This window comes from Actinosynnema sp. NPDC023587 (assembly GCF_040640215.1).
Taxonomy (GTDB): domain Bacteria; phylum Actinomycetota; class Actinomycetes; order Mycobacteriales; family Pseudonocardiaceae; genus Actinosynnema.
Genome location: NZ_JBFABG010000003.1, coordinates 536,554 through 548,667, shown reverse-complemented (window position 1 = coordinate 548,667; position 12,114 = coordinate 536,554). Strand labels below are relative to the sequence as shown.

Genomic DNA, 12,114 nt, shown 5'->3' with positions numbered 1-12,114 from the left:
CGGTGCGCGGCGGGGCTCCTCGGGCGCGCGGCGGCCGTCCGGCCGGCGCGGTTCTTCCCGGCGAGGGGCCTCCGACCTGGGCGGAATGGCTCGCGGCTGGTCGGAGCGCGGGTGGGGCGGCACGGCACGGCCTCTCGGCTCGTCCGGGCGACGCGAGGGCTGCGCGCCGTCGCGACGAGGGGGAACTGGTCGCCTGCGGAACCCGTCGGGTTCGCCTGGCCTCGGCGGCCGGTTGTCCACTCGCGCTCCTCCCTGTGTTCCGGGGTGTGCCCTGGTGGACGTCCCGGCTGGCTCTGGGGTTGCCCAAAGCCTGACACAGCTACTTTCGTGAGGAGGTGATACCGGGTCTTGACGAATGATGACCAGCGAAGTAGCCCGATTGTGAACCCGGTGACGACGCGTTCGTAGACTCCCCCCGTGCTCACGATGCAGGACGCGCTGCTCGCGCTGACCAGGTACTGGACCGAACGGGGCTGCATCGTCGTGCAGCCGTACAACACCGAGGTCGGTGCCGGCACGTTGAACCCGGCCACCGTGCTGCGGGTGCTCGGCCCCGAGCCGTGGCGGGTCGCCTACGTGGAACCGAGCGTGCGCCCCGACGACGCCCGGTACGGCGAGAACCCCAACCGGTTGCAGACGCACACGCAGTTCCAGGTGATCCTCAAGCCGGACCCGGGCGACCCGCAGGAGCTCTACCTGGGCAGCCTCGAAGCGCTGGGCATCGACGTGCGCGCGCACGACGTGCGGTTCGTCGAGGACAACTGGGCCTCGCCGGCGCTCGGCGCGTGGGGACTGGGCTGGGAGGTGTGGCTGGACGGGCTGGAGATCACCCAGTTCACCTACTTCCAGCAGGCCGGCGGCATGTCGCTGGACCCGGTGTCGGTGGAGATCACCTACGGCATCGAGCGCATCATGATGGCGTTGCAGGGCGTGGACCACTTCAAGGACATCGCCTACGCGCCCGGCATCTCCTACGGCGAGGCGTTCGGCCAGGCCGAGTACGAGATGTCCCGCTACTACCTGGACGACGCCGACGTCGAGGCCAACAAGCGGCTGTTCGAGGAGTACGCCGGCGAGGCCCGGCGGATGCTCGACGAGCGCCTGCCGATGCCCGCGCACAACCTCGTGCTGAAGTGCTCGCACGCGTTCAACGTGCTGGACGCCCGCGGGGCGATCAGCACCACCGAGCGGGCTCGGGCGTTCGCCCGGATGCGGGGGCTGTCGCGTGAGGTGGCGGCGCTGTGGGCGGCGCGGCGCGAGGAGCTGGGGCACCCGTTGGGCACCGTCCCCGCGCTCCCGGCGGCCGTGGCTCCGGCCGGTGCCGCAGCCGTGACCGGTGCCGGTGCGCTGCTGTTCGAGATCGGTACCGAGGAGCTGCCGCCGGCCGAGGTGACCCGGACCGTCGAGGCGGTGCGGGCGGCGGTGACCGGGAAGCTCGCCGCGACGCGGCTGGAGCACGGCGCGGTCGAGGTCTTCGGGACGCCCCGGCGGATCGTCGTGCTGGTGGCCGACGTCGCGCCGCGCGAGCCGGACGCCGAGAAGACCACGCGCGGACCCCGGGTGTCCGCCGCGTTCGACGCCTCGGGCGCGCCGACCAAGGCCGCGTCCGGGTTCGCGCGCGGGCAGGGCGTCGACGTCGCGGAGCTGGGCCGGGTCGTGGAGAACGGCGTCGAGCACGTCGCCGTCGTGCGGACCGTGGTCGGCGGTGGCGCGGTCGACGTGCTCGGGCCGTTGCTCGGGTCCGTGGTGGCCGAACTGCGGGCCGAGAAGAACATGAGGTGGAACGACCCGAAGCTGTCGTTCACCCGGCCGATCCGGTGGCTGCTCGCGCTGCTGGGGACCGTGCCGGTGCCGGTCGCGGTGTCGTCCCTGGCGTCCGGGACCACGACGCGGGTGCACCGGACCGCCGAGTCGCCCGAGGTGCCGGTGTCCACCGCCGACGGGTACGTCGACTTCCTGGCGTCGCACGGGATCGTGGTCTCGGCGGAGGCCCGGCGGTCGGAGATCGTGGCCCGTGCCGGGGAACTGGTGGCCGGCGTCGGGGTCGTCGACTTCGACGGCGTGCTGGACGAGGTGACGAACCTGGTCGAGCGGCCCACGCCGATCCTCGGGGCGTTCGACGCCGAGTACCTGGAGCTGCCGTCGCAGATCCTCACCACGGTGATGCGCAAGCACCAGCGGTACCTGCCGGTGCGCGATGCCGACGGCGCGCTGCTGCCGCACTTCGTCGCGGTGGCCAACGGCGACGTGGACGTCGACGTGGTGCGGGCGGGCAACGAGGCGGTGTTGCGCGCCCGGTACGAGGACGCGGCCTTCTTCTGGCGGGCCGACCTGCGGACGCCGTTGGCGGACATGAAGGCCGGGCTGGAGAAGCTGACCTTCGCCGACAAGCTCGGCTCCATGGCGGACCGGGCCCGGCGGATCGCGTCGTTGGCCGAGCGCCTGGCCGCGATGGCCGGCGGTAATGCCGGCGACGGTGGTGTCGGCGATGACGCGACGTTGGCGCGGGCCGGTGAGATCGCCAAGTTCGACCTCGGGTCGCAGATGGTGGTCGAGCTGTCCAGCCTGGCGGGTGTGATGGCCCGCGAGTACGCGGTGCGGGCGGGGGAGACGCCCGAGGTCGCGCAGGCGCTGTACGAGATGGAGTTGCCGCGCTCGGCGGGGGATGCGCTGCCGGCGTCCCGGGCGGGCGCGCTGCTGTCGCTGGCCGACCGGTTCGACCTGCTGGCCGGGCTGTTCGGGATCGGTGCCAACCCGACGGGCAGCTCCGACCCGTTCGGGTTGCGCCGCGCCGCGCTGGGTGCGGTGAGCGTGCTGCGGGCGTTCCCGGAGTTGCGGGAGATCACCTTGCCGCGGGCGTTGGCGTCGGCGGGCGAGGGCATCGCCCCGGCCGGCGGGGACGGTGCCGAGGCGGGCGCTGGGGTTCGCGCTGACGCGGGTGCGCTGGAGTTCGTGGTGCGGCGGTACGAGCAGCAGTTGCTGGACGCCGGGAACGACCACCGGTTCGTGCAGGCGGTGTTGCCGTTGGCGGATGCGCCCGCCGTGGCGGACCGGGCGTTGGCCGAGCTGAGCGCGCTGGTCGGGTCGGCCGGGTTCGCCGAGCTGGTCGCGGCGTTGCAGCGGGTTCGGCGGATCGTGCCGGCCTCGGTGGAGGCGGGGTACGACGCCTCGGCGTTGGTCGAGCCCGCTGAACTGGCTCTGCACGGGGCGTTGAGCGAAGTTCCCCGCGGGGTCACCGGTGTGGCGGCGTTCGTGGCCTCGGTCGGCGGGTTGAGCGGGGCGGTCGACGCGTTCTTCGAGGACGTGCTGGTGATGGCCGAAGACCCCGCGGTGAAGGCCGCTCGGTTGGGGTTGTTGGCGACCATCCGGGACCTGGCCGCGCCTGTGCTGGACTGGGAGGCGCTGGGGACCGCGCTGGGGTGAGGCGCGGGATCGTCGGAACCGAGGGCGCACCGCGCGCAACCGTGGGTGTGCCGACGCCCCGCCCGTTTCCGGGCGGGGCGTCGGCGTGGGGGTCTACAGGTGGTTTCCGCCTCGGGTCACCGCTCCGTAGGCGTCCACGATCCCGTGGCCGTAGAAGCCGTTGAACTTCGTGTCACCGACGCAGGTCGCCGTGAACTCCGGCGTGCGGCCCACGTTCTCGTACGACACCGTGCGCGGGACCGGGCAGGCGCGCGCGGTGGCCGTCTTGATCAGGACCTTCTCCACCTTGTCCGGCGCGAGGGTCAGGGTGCCGGGGTGGGCCTTGTCCTTCTTGCCGTACTGGCTCACGACGAGTGCCGCCACGCCGGCCGCGTGCGGTGCCGCCATGGACGTGCCCTGGAGGTACTGGTAGTAGCCGCACTTCGCGCCCTGGCAGTACTTCGCGACCCCGGCCTCCTCGCCCTTCGGCGTGACGTTGCCGGCCTCGTCGACGTTGCCCTCGGCCAGTGCGACGTTGCGCGGGTACGTGGAGCGGATCAGGTTCTCGTTGGTCCGGTACCAGGGGGTGCCGAAGCCGTCGCGGAAGTAGCCGCCGGGGGCGGACAGGTCGGTCTGCTCGGTGCCGTAGTTCGAGTAGTCGGCCTTGAGGGTCGACGGCCCGAGCGACGAGATCGAGATGACGTGGTCGCCCTCGGTCGGGAGGTGGATGCAGGTCTTGTTGTCGATCTTGCGGTCGTACGCCGAGCCCGTCGGGTAGTTGGGGCTGGCGGCGTCGTTGCGCGGGTTGCCGAGGTCCTCGTGGTTGTTGCCGCCGGCCGCGATCAGGGTCACGCCCTTGCGGTGCGCGTAGTCGAGCGCCCGCTGGACGGCCGTGATCGTGGCGCGCTGCTCGATCTTCGCCTCGGCGCTGTCGGCCGGGTTGTCGACGCAGTTCATGTACCACGGGTCGATGTAGAACGACATGTTGATGACGTCGAGGCCGACGTCCGCGCCGTAGGTGATCGCGTCGAGGACCGGCTGGAGGAAGAAGTAGCCCGAGTCCTGCGCGCCGCGGATGTTCACCAGGGACACGTTCGGCGCGACGCCGGAGACGCCGAAGCCGTTCGCCGCCGCGCCGATGGTGCCCGCGACGTGCGTGCCGTGGCCGTTGTCGTCGTGGTCCGCCGGGTCGACGCAGCCGCGGAACTCGCACGGGCCGTCGACCTCCGCGCCGTTCGGGTCGGCGGGGATGTCGATGGTGAAGTTGCGGGACAGCTCGCGGTTGAAGTTGGGCGCGATGTCCGGGTGGGTGCCGTCGACGCCGGTGTCGAGGATGCCGACGTAGACCCGCTTGTCACCGGCCTGCCGGGCGCGCGCGATGTCCGAGCGGACCAGCTTCAGGCCCCAGAGGTCGCCGTCGAGGGGGTCCATGCCGGCGGTCGCGGTCGGGGCCTTCTTGGTCGTGTTCTTGTTCGCGCCGACGTGCTCGCGCTCGACGGCCTTCCACTCGCGGTTGCCGGGGCCTCGGCCGGCCTGGGGTGCTTCGCCGAGCGGCTTCACCGCCGTCGCGCCGAGCACCGCGTCGGAGGCGGAGACGCGCTGCACGAAACCGGTGGTCGGTGCCTTCGCGGTGAGGGTGCCCACAGCGGCGTTCTCGCCGGTGATCCGGCCACCCGCGGCCGTGACGGCGGCTCGGGCCGCCGCCGTGTTCGCGCCTTCTTCGACGACTACGGTGAAGTCGGCGGTCTCGCCTTGCCCGGCAGCGGGCTGGGTGCCGCTCACCAGTAGCGCTGCGGTGGTCGCCGCCACCAGCGCCGACGGAACGATTCTGCGTGTTCGCACGCTGTCTCCTCACACCCGGTCAGGGTTGGGTCGGGCGACACCCTGGCACAGAAAATCTTCGGTGGTTAGACGCCTTTCGTCGCCAGTCGGTAACGTAGCCGAATGTACGCGGAGCGTGACTTCGCGGATTATCGGTAACGGGTCTGCCAGCAGCTTCGATGAGCCATAAAGGTCAACAAGCCCTTTGGTGCGGTCCATTCGGCGCTCGGTCGTTGCTACGTCTTGACGAAGCCGCGGTCCGGGGGTGGAATCCGCACAATCCGAATTTCGGCGGTCAGCGGGCGGGCGGCCCGTGCTAGGGGTTGACGAATGCGAAGACTACGCGGAGTGGCGTCCTGCGCCGTGCTCGTGATGTTCGTGGCTTCGTGCGGGGGCGAGGTGGACTCCCTCGCGCCCCCGCCCGCGACCCCGTCCGGCGAACGTCCGGTGGTCGGGGTGATCCTCCCCGACCGCGAGTCGTCCCGCTGGGAGGAGCTCGACCGGCCCATGCTGGCGTCCGCGCTCAACTTCGCGGGCGTCGAGCCGGTGATCGAGAACGCCGAGGGCGACGAGGCGAAGTTCGCGAGCATCGCCGACTCGATGATCCAGCGCGGCGTGAAGGTGCTGATGACCACGCCGCTGAGCACCGAGGGCGGTGCGACCGTCGAGCGCAAGGCCAAGCAGGCGGGCATCCCGGTGATCAACTACGACCGGATCAGCCTCGGCGGGACGGCCGACTACTACGTGTCCTTCGACAACCTGAACGTCGGCGAGCTCCAGGCCGAGGGCTTGTTGCAGTGCCTGGGGACCAAGCAGGGCGCGCAGATCATCGAGATCCAGGGTTCGCCGACGGACAACAACGCCACCCTGTTCGCGGACGGCCAGCGCCGCACGCTCGGCCCCAAGTACGAGAGCGGCGCGCTGAAGCTGGTCAAGAGCCAGCCCATCGACAAGTGGGACCCGGCGGCGGCCAAGGTCGCGTTCGAGCAGATCCTCGACGGCAACGCCGGGCGGGTGGACGGCGTGGTGGCCGCGGACGACGCCCTGGCGGGTGCGGTGATCGAGGTGCTGAAGTCCAGGGGGCTGGCCGGGCGGGTGCCGGTGACCGGGCAGGACGCCACGGTCGAGGGCCTGCGCGCGGTGCTGCTGGGCGACCAGTGCATGACGATCCACAAGCCGATCCGGGACGAGGCCGAGGCGGCGGCCCGGCTGGCGATCGCGGTGGCTCGCGGCGACCTCAGCGGCGCGGACGACCTGGCCACCGGCAACACCCGTGACCTGGTCTCGCGCCGGGACGTGAAGTCGGTGCTGCTCGGCGCGGACCTGATCACCCGGGACAAGGTGCGGGGGCTGGTCGCGCAGAGCGTCGTCAAGTCGGTCGACCTGTGCGCGGGCGAGGTGGCCGAGGAGTGCGAGGAGCTGGGAATCCTCGTCAACTAGCCGGGGCCGGCGGGCGCGCGCCGGGGCCGGGGAGGACGTCGACGGTGTCGGCGTCCATGGGGGTGCCGCAGTCCGCGCAGGTCAGGGTGACGTGGGTGGTCCCGCCGCAGGTCCGGTGGCGGTAGAGCACCGGTGGTCCGGCGTCGCCCGCGAGCCACCGGTCACCCCAGCGGGCCATGACCATCAGGACGTCGACGAGCTCTCGGCCGCGTTCGGTGAGCACGTACTCGTGCCGGTTGGCGGCGTACTCGCGGCGGTCCAGGACGTCGGATTCGACCAGCCACCGCAGGCGCTCGGCGAGCACCTTGCGGGAGATGCCGAGCTGCTGCCGGATCTGGTCGAACCGGGTGATGCCCACGTAGACGTTCCGCAGCACCAGCGGCGACCACGGCTCGCCGATCACGTCCGCGGTGCGGGCGATGGAGCACGCCATCCCGCCGAAGTCCGTCCGCTGCACGAGGCCGAGCCTACGTGAGTAGGTTCCCTGAGGGAACTCACGTGGGTGTGGTTCCGCCGAGGAGCTCAAGCGGAGGTGCCCGAACGTGAATCGCCCGGACGTGAATCGCCCGAACGTGGTCCCGGTCGAGGAGTGGCAGGCCGCCCTCGACGACCTGCTGGTCGAGGAGAAGGCGCAGACCCGCGCGCTGGACGCGCTGGCCGCCGCGCGTCGTCGGCTGCCGATGGTCCGGCTGTCGGCCGACCACCGGTTCGTCGCGCCGGACGGCTCGTCGGTGGGCCTGCCGGAGGTGTTCGACGGCCGCCGCCAGCTCGTCGTCTACCACCACATGCTGGAGCCGGGGCAGGAACAAATGTGCGGGGGCTGCGCGTCCTTCACCGACAACATCGCCGACCAGACGCACCTCAACCACCGCGACACCCGACTGGTGCTGATGTCCCGCGCGCCCCGCGCGGAGATCGACGCGGCGCGGGAGCGGTTCGGGTGGACCGTGCCGTGGTACTCGGCCGACCCGTCGTTCTACGAGGAGATCCGGCTGGCCGGCGGGTTCCGGATGAGCGTGTTCCTGCGCGACGGCGACGAGGTGTTCTGCACCTACTACACCTCCGGCCGGGGCGTGGACCGGTTGCGGCTCGACTTCAACCTGCTGGACCTGACGCCGTACGGGCGGCAGGAGGAGTGGGAGGACTCGCCCGTGGGTTGGCCGCAGACGCCCACGATGCAGTGGCTCCACCCCCGGGACGAGTACCCGCAGGACTGAGGGCCGGGGGCGGGCGGCTCAGTCCTCGTCGTGCCTGCCGGAGATGAACTCCTGGAACCGGATCTTGACCCGGATCAGCGGCTGCCTGATGCGGGCCTCCCGGCGGTAGGCGCGGCGCAGCTTGCGGGAGCCCTCGGTGTACCGCCAGCGCGCCCACGGCGAGCCGGGCCGGGCCAGGCGGAGCGCGCCGATCTCCGGCAGGACCGGGACCAGCAGGCCGAGCAGCCCCGTCCACACCTTGCCCTTGAGCAGGGCCACTATCGCGAAGGCCAGGTTGACCAGGATGACCACCAGGCGCAGGCCGACGCCCTCGTCGTACAGCTCGTCGTAGCCCAGGGGGCGCGCGCCGAGCAGGAGCAGGCCGGTCAGGCCGATCGCCAGGAACACCGCGTCGACGGACAGCCGGCCGTCCTTGGACCAGTAGACGTCCCGCAGGTGCAGGATGAGCGCGAACTCGTCGAGCACCAGGGCCGCGCCCACGCCCATCAACGCCGCTGCGGAGACCCGCAGCCCGTGTTCGGGGTCGGGTGCGGCCAGTCCCAGCACCCCGCCGAGCAGCATGAACACCGTGCCGAACACCACGTGGTGGATGTGCGTGCCGCCCGGCGTGATGTTGCCCGGCCACCAGCGCACCCGCGCGCGGATCAGCCGGACGCTGATCCTGATCAGGACGAACGTCACGACCAGGCCGAGGAAGAAGAACAGCAGCCGGGACTGGGGTAGATGGAGCGTGGACACCTCCCCATCATCACGCGGCGCACCCGTCCCGCGCCGGCAAACGGGTGTACGTAGCACCCCGGTTGCGGTCCGCTCGCAGCGGGTTCCCGTAGACGGCGTTTGGCGGGGGATCGGTCATCCGTCCGGTGCTCGCGACAGCCGTCCGGGTGATTTTCGGGTGTCGTGGGGCGCGCCGGCGCGGCTCGGTCGTTCGGCGCGGCCCGGGAGGCCGCGCAACGTCCGGACCTGCGGGGGAGTCCGGGGCCGGGGGCGCGGTGGCAGTCCGGCCGTGGCCTGGGGAGATCGGCTGGTCGCGGCCCATGTGACGCTTAGTACCCGTCATGTTGCGCAAGGTAGTGGTGCGACTCACCTCGTTCCAGCGCTCGACGATCGGCGGTAGGTCATGGTTCACTGTCTTCGGTCGTACGTTTCTGTGTTCGTGTTCCACCACGCTCGCGGAACGAAGTTGCGGGCGTCGAACTTTCCTCCAGGAAGGACCGTCGCCCTAGCTGACCCGGTGGTCGCAAGCGCGATCCGGCACCTGTTAGAGGAGAAGTAGCAAGATGGCAGTTCAGGGCACCGTCAAGTGGTTCAACGCGGAGAAGGGCTTCGGCTTCATCTCCCCGGACAACGGTGGCGCCGACGTGTTCGTGCACTACTCGGAGATCCAGAGCAACGGCTACCGCACCCTGGAAGAGAACCAGCGGGTGGAGTTCGAAATCGGGCAGGGCCAGAAGGGCCCGCAGGCACAGGCGGTCCGACCGCTCTGACCTGATATCCGGGTTCGCTAGTTCACTCGGAGATCCGAGCCGCCACTCCCGGGGACGGGCGTGGCGGCTCGTTTTCTGTTCAGCGGGACGGGACCGGTACCGCCCACGGGTGGCTAGGGGTTCATCTCGTACCTGCCGGACAGCGCGGCGACCTGAGCCCAGACGCGGTCGAACCGCTCGCGGTCCGGCACCGGCTTGCGGACCTGGCCCAGCGCCCACGCCTGCTGGGCCCCGGTGGACGACGCCTTGCCGTGCAACGCCACCGCACCGGCTGCGAAATCCCGGACCAGCACGTCGAAGACCTGGTCCAGCACGTCCTGGTCGAGCCCGGTCAGCGCGGCCTGCTCCAGGATCAACTGGCCGTAGACCACCAGCGTGAACAGGTGGCCGACGGTGAGCAGGAAGTCCAGGTCCCGCTGCTGCTCCTCGTCCGGCGCGGCCGTGGCGAGCAGGGTCCGCACCGCCTGCGCCTGCTCGTGGAAGCGGGCCGCGTTGGGGATGTGCGCGTGCTCGCGGTAGGGCCGCTCCCAGTCGTCGAAGGTGATCTCGCCGAGGCCGCGCGCCGGGCCCTGCCGCCAGAAGAAGTCGTCGTCGGCCGGGTCGTGGCGGGTCGGCACGTCGGGGTGCTCGACGGGGGAGAACAGGTAGGCGGGCATGAACTTGAGCACCAGGGCCAGGTTGACGTGCACCGTGCCCTCCAGCTTGGGCAGCGCGCCGATGTCCCGCCCGGCCATCGCGAAGTAGGTGTCCTTCTCGAACCCCTTGGCCGCGATCACGTCCCACAGCAGGTCGACCACCCGCTCACCCTCGCTGGTGACCTTCATCTTGGTGATGGGGTTGAACAGCAGGTAGCGGCGGTCGTCCGGGGACGCGGTGCGGAAGTAGTCCACGGCCCGGTCGGCGAACAGCTTCATCGCGACCAGGCGGGCGTACGCGTCCACGAAGTTCTGCCGCACGTGCGGGAAGTCGGTCACCCGCCTGCCGTACAGGATGCGGCCGTGGGCGTGCGTGATCGCCTCGTAGGTGGCGTGTTCGGCGATGCCGATGGAGGCCGTGCACAGGTTGAACTTGCCGACGTTCACCGTGTTCAGGGCGGCGCTGAACGCGTCCCGGCCGGTGTGCAGGACGTCGTCGGCGGTCAGCGGGTAGTCCTCCAGTCGGAACTCGCTGACGAACATCTGCGCGTCCACGATGTTCTTGACCAGCGTGAACTTCGGGTGCCGGCTGTCGACGGCGAAGAACACGTAGCCGTCCGGGCCCTCGACGTCCGCGCGCCGCCCGAAGACGGAGACCATGCCGGCGACGTTGCCGTTGCCGATGTAGTACTTGCCGCCGTTCGCGGTGAAGCCGGTGCCGGTGGGCGTCAGCACCATGTCGGTCGAGTAGACGTCCGCGCCGTGCTCCTTCTCGGACAGGCCGAACGCGAACACCGCGCCGTCGTCGAGCAGTTCGGCGGCCCGCCTGCGGGCGACGGCGTTGTCGCTCATCCAGATGGGGCCCAGGCCCAGGACGGTGACCTGCCACGCGTACCAGTACTGGAGGCCGTAGAAGCCGAGGACCTCGCTGAGCGCGGCGTTGCGGGCGGCGTCCCAGCGCTTGTCCGGCGCGCCGCCGGCCTCCGCGCGCGGCGTGCAGAAGGTGGCGAACAGCTTCTCGCGGGCGGCGAAGTCGAGGAACTCGGAGTACCAGACCCTGGCCTGGTCGTCCGCGAGGAGGCGGCGCTTGCCCCGGCCCTCGAACCAGTCGACGGTGGCCTTGAGCAGTCGCCTGCTCTCCGGGTCCAGGTGCGCGGCCTCGAAGTGGTGGGGATCGAACAGCACCGGCGTTCTCCCTTCGTCCCGGACGCACGCTACCAGTCGGTAACTTGTTCGGCCGGGGTGTTCGGGAGCAGCCGGGCGGGCGTTACCCGGCGAACCGGCGGTAGAGGGGGCGGAGGTCGTCGGTGATCGAGCGGCCGAGCACGGTCAGCGGCGGGAGCTCGTCCAGGATCGCGTCCGGTCGGCGGGCCGGGAGCTCGTCCGGCTCGGGCAGGGCGGGGGCCTTCGGGCGCACCCAGAACACGTCGAGCTCGTCCTCCAGCCGGGGCGGGGTGTCGTCCGGCCGGTCGTCGGGCGGGATCGGGTCGCGCAGTTCCCGCAGGCGTTCGAGGAGGTCCTCGCGGGACCGGCCGCGCCACGCCAGGATCTCGAACGGGTCGGTGTCGAAGGACTCGGCCAGCAGGTAGCAGGTGGCGGCGAGGTGCTTGCACGGCACCTCCCAGTCCGGGCACGTGCAGTCCATCGACAGTTCCCGCAGCGACTGCGGGAACAGCGTCAACCCCAGCCCGGCGAACACGTCCTCGATCTCCGGCGGCATCTCGCCCGCCAGCAGCTTCGCCGCGAACACCGCCCGGTCGGCCAGCACGTGCTCGATCCTCAGCCAGTCCGCGTCGGAGAACTTCCGCACCCCGATCCGCGCCCGGTACGGCTCCGGCCGCGACCCGACCACCAGCGCCACGACCACGCTCGTGGACAGCGACAGGCTCATCACCTGCCCGGTCCGGGCGTAGGCCCGCCCGCGCTCCAGCCGTCCGCCCATGCCGAACGACTCCAACACCTCCACGAACCGCCTCGACCACCACGTGCGGGCCACGTCGCCGCGCTTGCTGCGCAGCGTCAACCCGCCCTCGACCCGGATCGGCCGCGCCGGTCGCCGCCCGGCCGGTGGGCGTTCGCCGTGCCAGTCGCTCACCGGGCACCTCCGCGCTG

Annotated in this window: 9 protein-coding genes; 4 read left to right on the top strand and 5 right to left on the bottom strand. The window is 71.2% G+C overall.

Annotated features, from left to right (window positions below):
• Window positions 1–426 precede the first annotated feature (426 nt).
• Entirely contained in the window at window positions 427–3,423 is a 2,997-nt protein-coding gene (locus tag AB0G01_RS11355; RefSeq protein ID WP_360943308.1) for a glycine--tRNA ligase, read from the top strand.
• Window positions 3,424–3,516: 93 nt separating this feature from the next.
• On the opposite strand, the gene AB0G01_RS11350 is transcribed toward AB0G01_RS11355, so the two are convergent.
• On the bottom strand, window positions 3,517–5,244 hold the full coding sequence (locus tag AB0G01_RS11350) for a S8 family serine peptidase (RefSeq protein WP_360942787.1): 1,728 nt from the start codon (window positions 5,242–5,244) through the stop codon (window positions 3,517–3,519).
• 309 nt (window positions 5,245–5,553) lie between these two features.
• Between AB0G01_RS11350 and AB0G01_RS11345 the strand changes: the two genes are divergently transcribed.
• A complete protein-coding gene (locus AB0G01_RS11345) occupies window positions 5,554–6,663 on the top strand; it encodes a substrate-binding domain-containing protein (RefSeq protein WP_360942784.1) in 1,110 nt (369 codons plus the stop codon).
• Here the strand turns inward: AB0G01_RS11345 and AB0G01_RS11340 are convergent.
• Window positions 6,656–7,120, bottom strand: coding sequence for a helix-turn-helix domain-containing protein (locus AB0G01_RS11340; protein ID WP_360942781.1), 465 nt, complete (start codon window positions 7,118–7,120; stop codon window positions 6,656–6,658). The genes AB0G01_RS11345 and AB0G01_RS11340 overlap by 8 nt on opposite strands.
• Window positions 7,121–7,220: 100 nt before the next feature.
• Between AB0G01_RS11340 and AB0G01_RS11335 the strand changes: the two genes are divergently transcribed.
• Window positions 7,221–7,880: a DUF899 family protein gene (locus AB0G01_RS11335; RefSeq protein ID WP_360942778.1), complete on the top strand. Its 660-nt coding sequence runs from the start codon at window positions 7,221–7,223 to the stop codon at window positions 7,878–7,880.
• An 18-nt stretch (window positions 7,881–7,898) separates the two neighbouring features.
• Here AB0G01_RS11335 and AB0G01_RS11330 read toward each other — a convergent pair whose 3' ends face one another.
• Window positions 7,899–8,618: a hypothetical protein gene (locus tag AB0G01_RS11330; RefSeq protein ID WP_360942775.1), complete on the bottom strand. Its 720-nt coding sequence runs from the start codon at window positions 8,616–8,618 to the stop codon at window positions 7,899–7,901.
• A 542-nt stretch (window positions 8,619–9,160) separates the two neighbouring features.
• Between AB0G01_RS11330 and AB0G01_RS11325 the strand changes: the two genes are divergently transcribed.
• A complete protein-coding gene (locus AB0G01_RS11325) occupies window positions 9,161–9,367 on the top strand; it encodes a cold-shock protein (protein ID WP_015098655.1) in 207 nt (68 codons plus the stop codon).
• 113 nt (window positions 9,368–9,480) lie between these two features.
• Here AB0G01_RS11325 and AB0G01_RS11320 read toward each other — a convergent pair whose 3' ends face one another.
• Both AB0G01_RS11320 and AB0G01_RS11315 read right to left on the bottom strand, forming a co-directional pair.
• Window positions 9,481–11,187, bottom strand: a complete 1,707-nt coding sequence (locus tag AB0G01_RS11320) for an acyl-CoA dehydrogenase (protein ID WP_360942772.1) — start codon at window positions 11,185–11,187, stop codon at window positions 9,481–9,483.
• Between the two features lie 82 nt (window positions 11,188–11,269).
• Window positions 11,270–12,097: an SWIM zinc finger family protein gene (locus tag AB0G01_RS11315; RefSeq protein WP_360942769.1), complete on the bottom strand. Its 828-nt coding sequence runs from the start codon at window positions 12,095–12,097 to the stop codon at window positions 11,270–11,272.
• Between the last annotated feature and the right edge of the window lie 17 nt (window positions 12,098–12,114).